This window comes from Streptomyces sp. Ru72, from assembly GCF_002920635.1.
Taxonomy (GTDB): domain Bacteria; phylum Actinomycetota; class Actinomycetes; order Streptomycetales; family Streptomycetaceae; genus Streptomyces.
In genome coordinates this window covers 32649-48852 of sequence record NZ_PQSR01000031.1, presented here as the reverse complement: position 1 = coordinate 48852, position 16204 = coordinate 32649, and the positions used below count along the sequence as shown (strand labels likewise).

Sequence of the window (16204 nt, the reverse complement as noted above, 5' to 3'; positions counted from 1 at the left end):
CATCGGGGATGGGGCGGGCAGGCCACAAACCGCGGGTGCGGATCCACCCATTCCCGGCACCCGAGCGGGCGGAGCCGGACGGCGTTCGCCGGGCGGGCATAGGGTGAGGCTCCATGACGTGGCTGATCACCGGCGGGGCCGGGTACATCGGAGCTCATGTGGCGCGGGCGATGGTCGCTGAGGGTGAGCGCGTCCTGGTCCTGGACGACCTCTCGGCCGGCGTTCCCTCGCGGCTTCCGGAGGGCATTGCGCTGGTGCGGGGCTCCGCGCTGGACGGCGAGCTGCTCAAGAGTGTCCTGGCCGAACACCAGGTGACCGGTGTGGTGCACCTCGCGGCGCGCAAGCAGGTCGGCGAGTCCGTGGAGCGGCCGACGCACTACTACCGCGAGAACGTGGGCGGTCTCGCCACGCTGCTGGACGCGGTCGCGGAGGCCGGGATCAGACGGTTTCTGTTCTCGTCGTCCGCGGCCGTGTACGGCGACCCGGATGTGGACCTCATCACGGAGGACACACCCTGCACCCCGATGAGCCCGTACGGCGAGACGAAGCTCGCGGGCGAGTGGCTGGTGCGGGCGGCGGGCCGGGCGCACGGCATGGCGACGGTGTGTCTGCGCTACTTCAACGTGGCGGGCGCGGCGGCGCCGGAGCTGGCCGACACGGGCGTGTTCAACGTCGTGCCCATGGTCTTCGACCGGCTGACCCGTGGCGAGGCCCCGCGGATCTTCGGCGACGACTATCCGACACCGGACGGCACCTGTGTCCGCGACTACATCCACGTCGCCGACCTCGCCGAGGCACACCTCGCGGCGGCCCGGCGGCTGGCCGGGGGCGCGACGGGCGATCTGACGGTCAACGTCGGCCGCGGCGAGGGCGTCTCGGTACGGGAGCTCGTCACGCTCATCGGCGAGGTGACCGGTGACAGCACACCCGCCGTCGTCGAGCCGCGCCGCCCCGGGGACGCGCCGCGGGCGGTCGCGTCGTCCGCGCTCGCCGAGCGGGAGCTGGGCTGGAGGGCCCGGCGCGGGGTGCGCGACATGGTGGAGTCGGCCTGGCAGGGCTGGCTGCTGCACCACCCGGAGGCACGCCACGACTGAGCGCGATGCGAGCCGTTCGGCGGGGTACACGGCGTTGCGCCACGGGTACCCCGCCGAGCGGCTCGCAGGGTGCGCCACGGGTGCGCGGCGCGAGCGCCGGCGCGGGTTGGCGCGGGCGCGCCCCCGCGCGGTTCCCCTTCGGCGGTGACGGGCACGATCAGGTATCCGACCGCTTCCGGCGTCCCCTCCGTGTGGTCCCGGACCGCTTTCGATGCGTCCGTGCCGGGACATGCGGGGAGGAGCGAAGTGCCGGGAGTGCCGGATTCGTACGGCAGACTTGGGGCTGGACAACCGATGCGAAGGATGGGTATGCCGATCACACCTGCCACCGCGACGCACAGTTCGTCGAACGGCACCGCCGAAGCCATCATGCTGGAGCTGGTCGATGAGAACGGCACCACGATCGGCACGGCCGAGAAGCTCGCCGCCCATCAGCCGCCGGGCCGGCTGCACCGGGCGTTCTCGGTGTTCCTCTTCGACGAGCGGGGCCGGCTGCTGCTCCAGCAGCGGGCGCTGGGCAAGTACCACTCCCCCGGTGTCTGGTCGAACACCTGCTGCGGCCACCCCTACCCGGGTGAGGCGCCGTTCGCGGCGGCGGCCCGCCGGACGTACGAGGAGCTGGGCGTCTCCCCGTCGCTGCTCGCCGAGGCGGGCACGGTCCGCTACAACCACCCGGATCCGGACTCGGGCCTGGTGGAGCAGGAGTACAACCACCTCTTCGTCGGTCTGGTGCAGTCCTCCCCGCACCCGGACCCGGAGGAGGTCGGGGCGACGGCGTTCGTGACCGCGGAAGAGCTGACTCAGCGGCACGCCGACGACAGGTTCTCCTCGTGGTTCATGACGGTCCTGGACGCGGCGCGGCCCGCGATCAGGGAGCTGACCGGGCCGTCCGCGGGCTGGTGAAGCGGGGGTCCGTCCGGACCGTCCGGACGGACCCGCACGGTCCGCGGATGCCGGAGCGGCTCAGCGGATGCCCTCGCCGCCTCAGAAGACGCCCGTGGGCTTGAGCGGAAGCGCGGCCCAGATCACCTTGCCGCCGCCGGCCGTGTGCTCGACGTCGCACACCCCGCCGGCCTCCCTCGTCACCTCCCGCACCAGGAGCAGTCCCCGGCCCCCGGTGCGGCCGTGGTCCGCCTCCAGCGCGCTCGGGCGGTACGGGTGGTCGTCCTCCACCGCCACCCGCACCCACTCGGGACCGACGGCGACCTCCACGGCGAGCATCGGCGACAGCAGCGCCGCGTGCCGGACCGCGTTGGTGACCAGCTCGGAGACGATCAGCAACAGCGCCTGCACGGTGTCGTCCGAGACGGGCACGCCCTGGCGGACGAGCAGGTCCCGCACGGCGTGCCGCGCCTGCGGCACCGAGGCGTCCACGGCGGCGGCGGTGAACCGCCACACCCCCTCGTACGGCAGCGGGCCCACCGGCCTCACGCCTTCCGGCGCCCTTCCGCCGCCTTCAGGGCGTGGGCCGGACCCTCGCCCTTCTCTCTCCATCGTCCGGTCGCCACCCTTGCGCTCGATTGTCACCACACGTCGAGTGTTGGGAATGCGCCGGTCCGTCCCGAAAGACTGAACACAAGTCAGCAGGTATCGACGACATCTGACCATTGGCGTATGACACGGTCAGTTGTGTGACCGCTCCTGCTCCTTGCCGCGCCACCTTGCGAACTCTTCGGGTTGTAGGCGTTCGCCGAGCCTTCGGCGGCTGCGGATAGCATCCGGCGTATGGAGCCCCAGCTGCTGCACCGCGTCGCCGACGGGGTCGCGACCGTCGTCATCCACCATCCGGCCAAGCGGAACGCCATGACGGCCGGCATGTGGGAGGCGCTGCCGCCGCTGCTCGACGCCCTGGCCGCCGACCCCACGGTCCGGGTACTGGTGCTGACCGGGCAGGGCGCGACGTTCTGCGCGGGCGCCGACATCTCCACTCTCCAGGACTCCCCCGAGGAGGCGCAGCGCCTGGCCGTGCTCGCGGAGGAGGCGCTGGCCGCCTTCCCCGCGCCGACGCTGGCCGCGGTGCGCGGGCACTGTGTGGGCGGCGGCGCCCAGCTGGCGGCCGCCTGCGATCTGCGGTTCGCCGAGGAAGGTGCGCTGTTCGGGGTGACGCCCGCGAAGCTGGGGATCGTCTACCCGGCCTCCGCCACCCGCCGGCTGGCCGCGCTGGTCGGCCCGGCGACCACCAAGTACCTGCTGTTCTCGGGCGAGTTGATCGACGCCGGGCGGGCGCTGCGCACCGGTCTCGTCGACGAGCTGCTGCCCGAGGGCGAACTGGACAAGCGGATCGCCGAGTTCAACCGCGTCCTGGCCGCCCGCTCGCAGCTGACGCAGGCCGCGGCCAAGGAGTTCGCGAACGGCCGCACGGACCGCGAGGCGTACTGGACGGAGCAGGCGCGCGGCAGCGGCGACACCGCGGAGGGCGTCGCCGCGTTCCTGGAGCGCCGCACACCGCGCTTCACCTGGACTACGTCAGGCTGAACCGGCTGGAGGCGCGGAACTCCTCGACGAGATGCGCGGGCGCCTTCCCGGGCGATCCGGCGTCGTAGGGCGGCTGCGGGTCGTACTCGGTCAGCAGCTGCACGGCCTGGGCGTGCTCGTCGCCGGCGATCCTGCCGACCAGGGCGAGCGCCATGTCGATGCCCGAGGAGACCCCGGCTGCGGTGACGTACTTGCCGTCGAAGACCACCCTCTGCCCGGTGGGCTCGGCGCCGTACTGGCGCAACGAGTCGAGCGCGACCCAGTGACTGGTCGCCCGCCGTCCGCGCAGCAGGCCGGCGGCCGCCAGCAGCAGCGACCCGGAGCACACGGAGGTCGTCCAGGCGCTGGTCGCGTCGGCCGCGCGCAGCCACTCCGCCAGGGCCTCGTTCTCCAGTTGCGCGAGCGTGCCGGGGCCGCCCGCCACCACGACGACGTCGGGGCGGGGCACCTCCCGCAGGGCCTTGTCGGCGGTGAGGGCGAGGAATCCCGTGTCGGTGCGGACGGCGCCCGGCCGCTCGGCGACGAAGTCGACGCGCGCGTCCGGCAGGCGGCTGAGGATCTCGTAGGGCCCGACGACGTCGAGGGCGGTGAAGCGGTCGTAGACGACCATGGCGATCTGCACGAAGGTCCCTTTCAGAGGGTGGTGGCGGGGCGGAACCGGCGGCGGTACTCCGCCGGGGAGGCCCCGAGGGCCTTGACGAAGGCGCGCCGCATGGCTTCCGGGGTGCCGTAGCCGCTGGCGCGGGCGATCTCCTCCACGCCGTCGCCGGTGTCCTCCAGCAGACGGCGGGCGTGTTCGAGGCGGACGCGGTCGACATAGCGGCCCGGAGGGACCCCCGTCTCGGCCTGGAAGGCCCGGGCGAAGTGGCGGGGCGACAGCCGGGCGCGGGCGGCGAGCGCCTCCACGGTGAGGTCGCCGTCCGGATGCTCGCTGATCCACTGCTGGACCTCGCGCAGGGGCTCGCGCTGCGCGGTCTGGGCGGCGAGCTGGGCGCTGAACTGGGCCTGGCCGCCGGGGCGGCGCAGGAAGACGACCAGGTGGCGGGCGATGGCGAGAGCGGTGCCACGGCCGAGGTCCTCCTCGACGAGAGCCAGGGCGAGGTCGATGCCGGAGGTGACGCCGGCGGAGGTGGCGACGTGTCCGTCGCGCACGTAGATCGGGTCGGGGTCGACCTCGATCTCCGGATGGTGGCGGGCCAGCGTGTCGCAGTAGGCCCAGTGGGTGGTGGCTCGGCGCCCGTCGAGGAGGCCCGCGCGGGCGAGCAGGATGGCACCGGTGCAGACGGAGACCAGGCGGTCGGCGCGGGGGCCGTGTTCCCGCAGCCAGTCGAGCAGGCGCTCATCGGGGTGCCGACTGCCCTGGCCGCCGGGAACGATCAGAGTGTGCGGTGCGGGCGCGTCGGAGAGGGCGTGGTCGGCGGCCAGCGTGAGGCCGCTGGAGGTGCGGACCGGGCCGCCGTCCAGGGAGGCGGTGGCGAGGCGGTAGGCCCCGGGGTGGCGCAGCTCGGCGCCCGCGAAGACCTCCACCGGGCCGGTGACGTCAAGGCTCTGCACGCCGTCGAAGAGGACGACCAGGAGGGTGCGCATGCCGTCGATTCTTGGCGGTGGGCGACATGGCCGCAACGACGAGGATCCCACCTTTCCTGCCATACCCGGCCTTGCGCTTCTCGACGTACCGACCAGTCGGTAACCTGCCGGTCATGACCTCTTCCCTGCCGGAGCGCGCCGGGCGGCGCTGCCACAATGTGATCAATCCGCTGCACTCGACGCACTACTTCTCGCCGGATCTGAACCGGGAACTGACCGCCGTGGGCGTGTCCGACAGCAGGGCCGCCTACTTCGCAGTGCGGGCCGCCGCGATGGGGGCCGTGGGCGCGGGGGTGGTGACGGCCGCGTTCTTCAACTTCCACCCCGGGCTGGTGGCACGGCATGTGCCCGCCGTGTGGGAGACGGCGTCCCCCCGGGTGGTGCTCGCGGCACGCGCGCGTGCCGTCGACGCGACGCTGCGGCGGCTGCTGGGCGAGGAGACCGTCGCCGCCAAGGAGATGGCCGAGGCGGCGGAACTCGCGCTGCGCGCGACCGAGGCGTGCACCCGGCACGCGCGCCCGCTGTACGCCGCGCACGCCGATCTGCCGGTGCCCGACGAACCGCATCTGGCGTTCTGGCACGCGGCCACACTGCTGCGGGAGCACCGCGGTGACGGCCATCTCGCGGTGCTGCTGGCCGCGGACCTCGATCCGGTCGAGGCGCTGGTGACGCACACCGCGACCGGCAAGGGGATGTCCCCCAAGTGGGCGCTCGGCACGCGCGGCTGGAGCCGCGAGGACTGGGACGCGGCGTGCGGGCGGCTGCGTGAGCGTGGACTGCTCGGTGCGGACGGCCAGTTGACCGAGGCGGGCACCGCGCTGCGCGGGGAGATCGAGGCGGAGACCGACCGCCTTGACCGGGCACCCTACGAACACCTCGGCGCCGCGGGCGTCGAACGGCTGACGGATCTCGCGGGCACCATGCTGACCAGGGCTCTTGCGGCCGGGGCCTTCCCGGAGGGCATGATCGGCAAGGGATGAGGTACCCGGTTCGTCACCCGGTGATCCACACCGGGAGACGAAAGGGGAAGCTTGTGTTCCGTGCGATCGCAGACGTACTTCGCCAGATCGGCGGCGCCGTCGCGACCGTCGTGACCCTGCCGTTCCGGGCACTGGCCCGGCTGTTCGGCGGGGCCTCGGGCTCCGCCCGCCGGGCCTGAACCGGCCCGAGGACTCCCAGCCCACGGGGCGGCGCGGACGGCGCCGCCCCGTGCTCGTGCCCTTGCGCCCCCGTTGTCGGTGCGACCTGCCACAATTGCCGCGCAACCTCAGTGGAGAAGGCGGTACGGGATCGTGACGACACCCGGGTCCCTCGGAGCAGGGTCCATCGAAGGCAGGATCGCCGAGGAGCTCGGCGTACGGGAGCGGCAGGTGAAGGCCGCGGTCGAGCTGCTGGACGGCGGCTCGACGGTGCCCTTCATCGCCCGCTACCGCAAGGAAGCGACCGAGATGCTCGACGACGCGCAACTGCGCACGATCGAGGAGCGGCTGCGCTATCTGCGTGAGCTCGAGGAGCGGCGCACGGCGATCCTCGAGTCGGTGCGCGAGCAGGGCAAGCTCACCGAGGAGCTCGAGGCGCGGATCCGGGGCGCGGAGACCAAGGCACGCCTGGAGGACATCTACCTCCCCTACAAGCCGAAGCGGCGCACCAAGGCGCAGATCGCGCGCGAGGCGGGACTCGAGCCGCTTGCCGAGGGCCTGCTCGGCGACCCGACGGTGGAGCCTCTGGCCGCCGCGGCCGCGTTCGTCGACGCCGACAAGGGGGTGCCGGACGCGCAGGCCGCGCTGGACGGCGCGCGGGCGATCCTCACCGAGCGGTTCTCGGAGGACGCCGACCTGATCGGCGAGTTGCGCGAGCGGATGTGGGTGCGTGGGCGCCTGGCGTCCAAGGTGCGGGAGGGCAAGGAGGAGGCGGGCGCCAAGTTCGCCGACTACTTCGACTTCGCCGAGCCCTTCACCGAGCTGCCCTCGCACCGGGTCCTCGCCCTGCTGCGCGGCGAGAAGGAGGAGGTCCTCGACCTCGTCCTGGAACCGGAGGAGCCGACGGACGGCCCGTCGTCGTACGAGGGGATCGTGGCGCACCGCTTCGGGATCGCCGACCGCGGCCGCCCCGCCGACAAGTGGCTGCTGGACACGGTCCGCTGGGCCTGGCGCACCCGCATCCTGGTGCACCTCGGCATCGACCTGCGGCTCAGGCTGCGCACGGCGGCCGAGGACGAGGCCGTCAAGGTCTTCGCGGCCAACCTGCGCGACCTGCTGCTCGCCGCCCCGGCCGGCACGCGCGCGACGCTGGGCCTGGACCCCGGTTTCCGTACGGGCGTGAAGGTGGCCGTGGTGGACGCGACCGGCAAGGTGGTCGCCACGGACGTCATCCACCCGCACGTCCCTGCCAACAAGTGGGACGAGGCGATCGCCAAGCTGGCCCGGCTGGCCAAGGAGCACGCGGTCGAGCTGATCGCGATCGGCAACGGCACGGCGTCCCGCGAGACGGACAAGCTCGCCGGTGAACTCATCACCAGGCACCCCGAGTTGAAGCTGACGAAGGTGATGGTGTCCGAGGCGGGCGCATCGGTGTACTCCGCCTCCGCCTTCGCCTCGCAGGAGCTGCCGGACATGGACGTGTCGCTGCGTGGCGCGGTCTCCATCGCCCGCCGTCTGCAGGACCCGCTCGCCGAACTGGTGAAGATCGACCCGAAGTCGATCGGCGTCGGCCAGTACCAGCACGACCTGTCCGAGGTGAAGCTGTCCCGCTCGCTGGACGCGGTGGTGGAGGACTGTGTGAACGGCGTGGGCGTGGACGTCAACACGGCGTCGGCTCCGCTGCTCGCCCGGGTCTCCGGCATCTCCTCGGGGCTCGCGGAGAACATCGTGGCGCACCGGGACGCCAACGGCCCGTTCACGTCCCGCGCCCAGCTGAAGAACGTGGCGCGGCTCGGGCCCAAGGCGTACGAGCAGTGCGCGGGGTTCCTGCGGATCCGGGGCGGCGACGACCCGCTGGACGCCTCCAGCGTGCACCCCGAGGCGTACCCGGTGGTCCGGCGCATGGTGAAGACGACGGGGCAGGAGGTGGCGTCGCTGATCGGGAACACGGCGGTGCTGCGCTCGCTGAGGGCGTCGGACTTCGTGGACGAGACGTTCGGTCTGCCGACGGTGACCGACATCCTCAAGGAGCTGGAGAAGCCGGGGCGCGACCCGCGGCCCGCGTTCAAGACGGCCAGCTTCAAGGAGGGTGTGGAGAAGATCTCCGACCTGTCGTCCGGGATGGTCCTGGAGGGCGTGGTCACGAACGTCGCCGCGTTCGGCGCCTTCGTCGACGTCGGCGTCCACCAGGACGGTCTGGTGCACGTCTCCGCGATGTCCAAGACGTTCGTCAAGGACCCGCGGGACGTGGTGAAGCCGGGTGACATCGTCAAGGTGAAGGTCCTGGACGTCGACATCCCGCGCAAGCGGATCTCGCTGACGCTGCGGCTGGACGACGAGGCGGCTTCGCAGGGACAGCCCTCCGGCGGCGCCCGGCAGCGCGGCGGGCGTCCCCCGCAGCAGCGCCAGAGTCGCCAGGGCACGGGCGCCCGTCAGACGCCCCCGCCGGCCAACAGCGCGATGGCGGACGCCCTGCGCCGGGCAGGCCTGCTCGACCAGAAGCCGGGCCGCCGCTGAGGTGCCGGGCCCGGCCCTGCTGCACCGCAGGGACCGGGCCCGTGTTCCACTCCGGCCGGGCCGAGCGGGACCAGATCGTCACAGGGTGTCGGCCAGGCGGTCCACCCGGGCCGGGTCGAGGCGTAGCAGTGGAGCATCACCTCGTCGGCGCCGAGGTCGGTGAGGGCGGTGATCGCCTCGCGGATCTCCGCCGGCGTGGTGAGCATCCCGGCGACCATCCGGTCGGCCATGCCGGTGAAGGTGTGGTACGCGTCGGGAAACGAGCCGATCACCCGACGCGGTCACCGGTGTTCCGTCACCTTGCCGTCCGCCACCTCCAGGCGGCGTGTCACCCGTACCGCGTCCAGCATCCGGCGGTCGTGCGTGACGAGGAGCAGGGTGCCCTCGTAGGAGTCCAGGGCCGACTCCAGCTGTTCGATGGCCGGCAGGTCCAGGTGGTTCGTCGGCTCGTCCAGGACCAGCAGGTTGACCCCCCTGCCCTGGAGCAGCGCCAGCGCGGCACGCGTGCGTTCGCCCGGGGAGAGGGTCGCCGCCGGGCGCAGGATGTGGTCCGTCTTCAGGCCGAACTTGGCGAGCAGGGTGCGGACCTCGACCGGCTCGGTGTCGGGGACCGCGGCGCGGAACGCGTCCAGCAGGGACTCCGGGCCGTGGAACAGCTTGCGGGCCTGGTCGACCTCGCCGACCAGGACGCCCGAGCCGAGGGAGGCGTGACCCGCGTCCAGCGGGACACGGCCGAGGAGCGCGCCGAGCAGCGTGGACTTGCCCGCGCCGTTGGCGCCCGTCACCGCCACCCGGTCCGCCCAGTCGATCTGGAGGGACACCGGGCCGAAGGTGAAGTCGCCGCGCCGTACCTCCGCGTCCCGCAGCGTGGCGACGACCGCGCCCGAGCGGGGGGCCGACGCGATCTCCATCCGCAGCTCCCATTCCTTGCGGGGCTCCTCGACGACCTCCATGCGCTCGATCATGCGCTGGGTCTGCCGGGCCTTCGCGGCCTGCTTCTCGCTGGCCTCACTGCGGAACTTGCGGCCGATCTTGTCGTTGTCGCTCGCCTTGCGGCGTGCGTTCTTGACGCCCTTCTCCATCCAGGCGCGCTGCATCTGGGCGCGGTCCTGGAGGGCGGACTTCTTCTCCGCGTACTCCTCGTACTCCTCGCGGGCGTGCCTGCGGGCCCGCTCGCGCTCCTCGAGGTATCCCTCGTATCCACCGCCGTAGAGGTTGATCTGCCGCTGCGCGAGGTCGAGTTCCAGGACCTTGGTGACCGTGCGGGTGAGGAACTCCCGGTCGTGGCTGACGACCACCGTCCCGGCGCGGAGCCCGCTGACGAACCGCTCCAGCCGCTCCAGGCCGTCGAGGTCGAGGTCGTTGGTGGGCTCGTCGAGCAGGAAGACGTCGTAGCGGGACAGCAGCAGCGAGGCGAGGCCGGCGCGGGCCGCCTGCCCGCCGGACAGGGACGTCATCTGCTGGTCCAGGCCGACACCCAGGCCCAGGGAGTCGGCGACCTCCTCGGCGCGTTCGTCGAGGTCCGCACCACCGAGGGCGAGCCAGCGCTCCAGGCTCGCCGCGTAGGCGTCGTCCGCGCCGGGCGCCGCGTCGACGAGCCCCTGCGTGGCCTCGTCCATCGCGCGCTGGGCGTCGGCGACGCCCGTGCGGCGGGCCAGGAACTCCCGTACGGTCTCCCCCGGCCGGCGCTCCGGCTCCTGCGGCAGGTGCCCGACCGTCGCGGTGGGCGGGGACAGCCGCAGCTCGCCCTGCTCGGGGGTGAGCAGCCCGGCGAGCATGCGCAGCAGGGTGGACTTGCCGGCGCCGTTGGCACCGACGAGCCCGATCACGTCTCCGGGCGCGACGACCAGGTCGAGCCCGGTGAAGAGCGAGCGGTCGCCGTGCCCGGCGGCGAGGTTCTTGGCGACGAGGGTGGCAGTCATCAGACCGCCGATCCTAACGGCCGCCCGGTGCCGCCCGCGCCAGAATTCTCACCGCGCCACGGGCGCCACCAGGACATTTCCCGAGGTCCGCGCCACGAGGAACGCCTCGCCCTTCACCACCTTGGGGTCGAGGGCGATACGGTGACGGCCCGGCTCCAGGGTGCCGTCGAAGACCTCGCTGGTGTGGGTGCGGTAGAGGCGGTCGAGTCGGTGGGCGGTGAGACGGACGCGGCAGGCGGAGGCGACCTCCACGTAAGCCGCGCCGTCGGTGGCGGCCAGGCCCGTCAGTCGGCGCTGCCGCACCGGGGCGCGGTCCAGCGCCTGTTCGATCTGGGCGACGAGAAGCGGGACGATCGGGGCGAGTCCGTCGACGTGGGCCACGTCCAGCCCGGCGTCCTCGAAGGAGCGGCGTACGGCGGCCCGTTCGTCCGCCGTGACCGCCCGGCCGAAGGCGACCGCACCGTACTGGCGAAGTTCCTCGGCGGGGACGCCGGTCGCGTCGCGGGTGATGTCCGCACCGATGCCGATGGTGCGCAGGGCGGCGGCGAGCTTGGCGAGCACGGCGACACGGGCGCCGATCAGCAGCACGCGGCGTCGGGGCGCTGGTGCGCCGCCGTCCAGCAGCGCACCGAGCGCGGCACGGTACTGGGAGCCGTGGAAGCGGAAGGGGCCGATGCCGTGGTAGCCGTTGAGTTCCAGATCGGCGGTGTCGCCGGTCTGCCAGCCTAAGTCCCGCCAGATGTAGTCGTCGCCGTCGCGTTCGATGACCGCGGTGACCGCTCCGCACGCCAGGTCCTCGCACTCGGGGCAGCCGTAGAGGACGTACCGGCCGCCCGGCAGCGGCGCCCCGGTCTCCAGCAGCAGCCCCCGCACCTGCGCGGTGAAGATCGCGGGCGGTATGTCGGAGGCCAGCGGGGAGACGGCGTCCAGGTCGGAGAGCCGGTGCAGCAGCGGGCGTCCGTCGACGAGGAAGTCCACGAAGTCCCGGTGCGTTGCGTAGTCACCACCGGTGAGGACGGCACCGGCCCGCATCGCCGGCGCCAGGCCGAAGGTCGCGTATTCGGCAGACATGCCGTGAGTATCCCCACCCGGCGAGTGATGTGAGCACGGCAGGACGGATTCGTCGGCGCACCCGGCGGGCGGGGGCGGCCGGGCCGTGGGCCCGGCCGCCGGAGGTGGTGTCGGATGCCGTGCGCCGCCGTCAGCTGCCGTCAGGGATGCGGTGGACCCTGTGCGGGCTCCGCAGGCCGTACGGCGTGGTGGGCGCGGCAGTGGCCGGCGTCGCCCCGGAGGTGGCGCCCGCGAACGCCGCGGCCCCTCCGACGAGCGGCACCCGGGCCGCCGTGCGGGACAGGTCGACGGTCAGGGTGGGCGTGGTGGACGGAGGGTCGATGAGGTCCTTGTCGGTGCCGGCGACGATCAGGGCCAGCCGATGGCCCTTCGGGACGACGTGGTCGGTCGCGGCCAGGTCGAGCGTGATCGTGTAGGGCTTGCCGGGCGTCAGCGGGACGCCCTTGGCGTCCGAGGCGTAGTGGCCGAGGTCCGCCCAGCCTCGGCTGAAGACCGTGGAGGTGACGTCCGTCTTCTTGGCCTGGGTGACCTTGAAGCAGGCGCTGTCGCCGGCCGTGCTCGCGCCCCAGCAGGTGCGGTCGGTGAGCGTGGTGATGCCCTCCGCGGAGTCGGCGTAGTCGCGGATCGTGTCGGGGCCAAGGTCGACGAGCACGGCGGACAGGTGGGCCGAGGAGGTGGTGGGCGTGACGGTGACGGTCACCGTGGAGGAGCCGGAGATACGCAGGTCCTTCGACAGCGGCGGGGTGACGAACCCGGCCTTGTCCGGGGTGGACCGGTCGATGTGCGCGGCCCAGTCGGTCTCGCTGAGCCGCGGGTCGTCGGTGAAGGTCTCGGTGCCGGTGCCGGTGCCGGAGCCCAGTCCGAGCGTGCCGACGCCGGCCCGGTCGCCGTGGCCGGGCCGCAGCGTGGTCGTGGCCGTGTCGCGGGGCGGCCAGGCGGTGGAGGTGACCCACTGGTCGGGGTGGCGTTCGATGTCGGCCATGGGCTCGCGGTCGACGCCGTTGCGGTAGCCGAGGAGTTCGTGGTCGAACCAGCGGTGCAGGGTGTCCACCCACTGGGCGCGCCGGTAGTCGAAGGGGTCCACGTGCCCGGTCTGCGAGAGCCAGATCTTGCGCTTGACGCCGTGCTGGGCGAGGGCGTTCCACCACTGGCCGAGGTGCTTGGTGCGCACGTTGAGGTCCTGCATGCCGTGCACGAGAAAGACGCTCGCGCGGACCTTGCCCGCGTCCTTGACGTAGTCGCGTTCGGTCCACAGCGGTGTCCAGTCACCGTTGCGGGGCGCGCCGTCGACGAGTTTGCGCTGTACGGCGGCGCACTTGGCGCGGGCGTCGGGGCTCTCGACGTAGTCGGACAGCCAGTCGGGGCCGGAGTCGTACAGGGGAGCGCCCTTGGCGAAGTAGTAGTCGTACCAGGAGGAGACGGCGCTGATGGGCACGATGGTCTTCAGGCCCTTGACGCCGGTGGCGGCGACTCCGTTGGCGATGGTGCCGTCCCAGCTCTTGCCGATCATGCCGGTGGCGCCGTTGGTCCAGGTGGCCGTGGCGGGCCTGGTGCCGGTGCGGGTGGTGTAGGCCCTGGCCCGGCCGTTGAGCCAGTCGATCACGGCCTTGGCGGACTGGATGTCGGAGCGGCCGCCGACGTCCACGCAGCCGTCGGAGCGATCGGTTCCGGCCAGGTCGACGCCGACGAAGGCGTAGCCGCGCGGGACGAAGTAGTTGTCGTAGAAGAGCGGCATCTGGACGACGTGTCCGCCGGCGTCGTAGGTCTTCTTCTGGCTCTCGTTGCCGCGCCCGCAGCAGGAGTAGTAGGGGCTGGCGTCCATGATGACGGGGACCTTGCGGCCCTGGGCCGCGGGTTCGCGGGGCCGGACGATGTCGGCGGCGACACGGTCGGACTTCCCGTCGCCGTCGCCGTCCAGGCCGGTGTCCACCCAGACGGACTCCCGGATGGCGTTCTCGTAGGAGTAGACGGGCCGGCTCTCCCGGGGCGCGCTGTGGGCGGCCGACGGGGTGAGGAAGACCGCCAGGAGCGCGGCGGCGGCCGCTGCCGCGAGCGGCCTGAAGGCTCTGAGGGGGGTGGTGATCCGCATGCGCGGGACGGTACCTGCATCAACTCGCGTGCAGAAGAGGGCATCTGAGGGACAGTCGGACCCCGGCGAGGCCGGTGGGGCCGGGTGGACGTGGGTGGCTCATGTCGGCCGGATGGCGATCGTGTGACAGAGGGTGCCATGGACATGCCGGGGCATGCGGGGTCTGAATAGGGTCCGGACACAACAGACCTCGTGCCCCTACGACTTGGAGTTCTCGTGCACCGCAGACTCATCGCCCCGGGCGCACTCGCGGCGGCTTCCCTGTTGCTGGCGATCCCGGCATCGGCGGCCTCCTACCAGGCCGGTGCCCCGGGTATCGGCGATCCCTACTACCCGTACTACGGCAACGGCGGATACGACGTCTCCCACTACGACCTGCGGCTGACGTACCAGCCGAAGACGGACGAGTTGCAGGGCACGGCGACGATCCTGGCCCGGACGACACAGGATCTGTCCCGGTTCGACCTGGACTTCCTGCTGGATGTGAGCGAGGTACGGGTGAACGGGGCGAAGGCGTCCTTCACCCCCTCGGGCCAGCACGAGCTGGTGGTCACGCCCGCTGCCCCGCTGCCGAAGGGCACGCCGATCACCGTCGTGGTCCGCTACAGCGGCGTGCCGTCCGCCAAGAGCGCGTACGGCTTCACCACCTGGCACCGCACCCCGGACGGCGCGGTCGCCGCGGACGAACCCGAGTCGGCGTGGTGGTGGTTCCCGAGCAACGACCACCCGAGTGACAAGGCGACGTACGACGTGTCGGTGGCCGTGCCGGACGGCACGCAGGCGATCTCCAACGGCACGCTGCAGTCGACGAGTTCCAGACTGGGCTGGACCCGCTACAACTGGCGGGAGAACAAGCCTCAGGCCACGTATCTCGCCACCCTCGCGATCGGCAGGTTCGACATCACGACGGGCACCTCGGACGGCGGTGTCCCGGTCGTCAACGCCTACAGCAAGGACCTCGGCGACAACGACGGGGCCGCGCGGGCGAGCGTGGAGCGCACCGGGGAGATCGTCGACTGGCTCAGCGGCTACTTCGGGCCGTATCCGTTCAGCTCGGCGGGCGGCTACGTGCCGAACACGACCACCGGGTACGCGCTGGAGACACAGACCCGGGTGTACTACAGCCCCAAGCAGTTCGCGAACGGCTCCAACACCTCCGTCGTGGTGCACGAGCTGGCGCACCAGTGGTACGGCGACGACGTGTCGCTGAAGGGCTGGAAGGACATCTGGATCAACGAGGGCTTCGCGCGGTACGCGCAGTGGCTCTGGTCGGAGCACGAGGGCGAGGGCACGACGCAGGAGCTGGCGGACTACGTGTACGCCACACACCCTGCCGACGACACCTTCTGGACGGTGAAGCCGGGTGACCCGGGGCCGGACAACCAGTTCGACATCGCGGTCTACGACCGGGGTGCGCTGGCCGTCCAGGCGCTGCGGAACGAGATCGGGGACGACGCGTTCTTCGCCGTCCTGAAGGGCTGGCCGAAGGAGCACGCGTACGGCAACGCCTCGGTCGCCGACTTCCAGGCGTACGCGGAGAAGGTGTCCGGGAAGCCGCTGGGGGCGCTCTTCGACACCTGGCTGTTCCAGCCGTCCAAGCCGGCGGCACCGGCGGCGCGCGCCGCGTCCGTCGCACCGGCTTCGGCCGACGTGGCACAGCCGAAGTCCTGGAAGAAGATCGCGGCGACGAACGCCGTGCACTCCGGGTGAGCGCCCCGCCCCGGTGGAGTGGGGCAGCTCAGCCCTGCTCCACCGGGGCCGCGACCGGTTCGCCCACGATCCGGCTCGCCAGATCCGAGGCCAGCTCGGAGACGTAGACGCGCAGTTCGGCCTCGGCCATGGCACGGTCGGACTCGATCCGGGCGCGCCCCCGGGCGATCAGGGCGTCCCGCTCCCGCTCCGCTTCGGCGCGGGTCCTCGTCATCAGGGCGACGCCCTCCTCGTGAGCCTGCTGCCGGATGCGGGCGGCGTCGTGACCCGCCTCGGCGAGCAGCGCCCGGGCCGCCTCGCGTTCGGCCTCGGCGCGGGCGCGGATGTCGTCGGCGCGGGCGGCGGTGCCTGTGATCGCGTCCTCACGGGCCTGAAGGACCCGGTCGATGCGTCGCAGCAGCCGGGTGACCACGAGAAAGACGACGGCGAACAGCAGAGCGGCGGCGAGGACGTCCTGGAGTCCGGGGTTGAGGGGACCTATCGGATACGGGATGAGATCCATGTCCGGGACTTACCCGCGCATACGCGCGAACCAACGCAGGTCTGCGCCGAGGTTGACCGAAAGTCATCGCTCGCTCCCCAGCCCTCGGTCCCCGTGGC

Annotated in this window: 15 protein-coding genes; 7 read left to right on the top strand and 8 right to left on the bottom strand. The window is 72.3% G+C overall.

Going from position 1 to position 16204, the window contains the following annotated elements; all coding sequences use genetic code 11:
* Positions 1-113 precede the first annotated feature (113 nt).
* Positions 114-1094 carry a UDP-glucose 4-epimerase GalE gene (galE, locus tag C3488_RS17100; protein WP_103840304.1) on the top strand — a complete coding sequence of 327 codons (981 nt, stop codon included), beginning with the start codon at positions 114-116 and terminating at the stop codon, positions 1092-1094.
* Between the two features lie 309 nt (positions 1095-1403).
* The gene (gene idi, locus C3488_RS17095; RefSeq protein ID WP_103840303.1) at positions 1404-1997 is read left to right on the top strand and encodes an isopentenyl-diphosphate Delta-isomerase; all 594 of its coding nucleotides are present in this window, start codon (positions 1404-1406) and stop codon (positions 1995-1997) included.
* A gap of 81 nt (positions 1998-2078) precedes the next feature.
* Here idi and C3488_RS17090 read toward each other — a convergent pair whose 3' ends face one another.
* Entirely contained in the window at positions 2079-2588 is a 510-nt protein-coding gene (locus C3488_RS17090; RefSeq protein WP_103840323.1) for an ATP-binding protein, read from the bottom strand.
* A gap of 231 nt (positions 2589-2819) precedes the next feature.
* On the opposite strand from C3488_RS17090, the gene C3488_RS17085 reads away from it, so the two are divergent.
* Positions 2820-3569: an enoyl-CoA hydratase/isomerase family protein gene (locus C3488_RS17085; RefSeq protein ID WP_103840302.1), complete on the top strand. Its 750-nt coding sequence runs from the start codon at positions 2820-2822 to the stop codon at positions 3567-3569.
* On the opposite strand, the gene C3488_RS17080 is transcribed toward C3488_RS17085, so the two are convergent.
* Complete coding sequence (locus tag C3488_RS17080) at positions 3556-4191, bottom strand: DJ-1/PfpI family protein (protein WP_103840301.1); 636 nt, start codon at positions 4189-4191, stop codon at positions 3556-3558. The genes C3488_RS17085 and C3488_RS17080 overlap by 14 nt on opposite strands.
* An 11-nt stretch (positions 4192-4202) precedes the next feature.
* Positions 4203-5156: a GlxA family transcriptional regulator gene (locus C3488_RS17075; RefSeq protein ID WP_103840300.1), complete on the bottom strand. Its 954-nt coding sequence runs from the start codon at positions 5154-5156 to the stop codon at positions 4203-4205.
* Positions 5157-5269: 113 nt separating this feature from the next.
* Here C3488_RS17075 and C3488_RS17070 point away from each other — a divergent pair, with 113 nt between their 5' ends.
* From C3488_RS17070 to C3488_RS17065, 3 genes are all read left to right on the top strand, one after another.
* Positions 5270-6136 carry a hypothetical protein gene (locus C3488_RS17070; protein WP_103840299.1) on the top strand — a complete coding sequence of 289 codons (867 nt, stop codon included), beginning with the start codon at positions 5270-5272 and terminating at the stop codon, positions 6134-6136.
* A gap of 53 nt (positions 6137-6189) precedes the next feature.
* Positions 6190-6315, top strand: coding sequence for an LPFR motif small protein (locus C3488_RS41595; RefSeq protein WP_258053467.1), 126 nt, complete (start codon positions 6190-6192; stop codon positions 6313-6315).
* A 133-nt stretch (positions 6316-6448) separates the two neighbouring features.
* The gene (locus C3488_RS17065; RefSeq protein WP_103840298.1) at positions 6449-8812 is read left to right on the top strand and encodes a Tex family protein; all 2364 of its coding nucleotides are present in this window, start codon (positions 6449-6451) and stop codon (positions 8810-8812) included.
* On the opposite strand, the gene C3488_RS41590 is transcribed toward C3488_RS17065, so the two are convergent.
* From C3488_RS41590 to C3488_RS17045, 4 genes are all read right to left on the bottom strand, one after another.
* Positions 8728-9084 (bottom strand): hypothetical protein, encoded by a 357-nt coding sequence (locus tag C3488_RS41590; protein WP_258053466.1) that lies wholly within the window; start codon positions 9082-9084, stop codon positions 8728-8730. The genes C3488_RS17065 and C3488_RS41590 overlap by 85 nt on opposite strands.
* Before the next feature lie 9 nt (positions 9085-9093).
* Positions 9094-10734, bottom strand: a complete 1641-nt coding sequence (locus C3488_RS17055) for an ABC-F family ATP-binding cassette domain-containing protein (protein WP_103840297.1) — start codon at positions 10732-10734, stop codon at positions 9094-9096.
* Positions 10735-10782: 48 nt separating this feature from the next.
* Positions 10783-11805 (bottom strand): oxidoreductase, encoded by a 1023-nt coding sequence (locus C3488_RS17050; protein ID WP_103840296.1) that lies wholly within the window; start codon positions 11803-11805, stop codon positions 10783-10785.
* A gap of 130 nt (positions 11806-11935) precedes the next feature.
* On the bottom strand, positions 11936-13894 hold the full coding sequence (locus C3488_RS17045; RefSeq protein WP_103840295.1) for a Xaa-Pro dipeptidyl-peptidase: 1959 nt from the start codon (positions 13892-13894) through the stop codon (positions 11936-11938).
* Positions 13895-14110: 216 nt separating this feature from the next.
* On the opposite strand from C3488_RS17045, the gene C3488_RS17040 reads away from it, so the two are divergent.
* The gene (locus C3488_RS17040; protein ID WP_103840294.1) at positions 14111-15604 is read left to right on the top strand and encodes a M1 family metallopeptidase; all 1494 of its coding nucleotides are present in this window, start codon (positions 14111-14113) and stop codon (positions 15602-15604) included.
* A 28-nt stretch (positions 15605-15632) separates the two neighbouring features.
* Here C3488_RS17040 and C3488_RS17035 read toward each other — a convergent pair whose 3' ends face one another.
* Positions 15633-16106, bottom strand: coding sequence for a hypothetical protein (locus tag C3488_RS17035; RefSeq protein ID WP_103840293.1), 474 nt, complete (start codon positions 16104-16106; stop codon positions 15633-15635).
* Positions 16107-16204 lie beyond the last annotated feature (98 nt).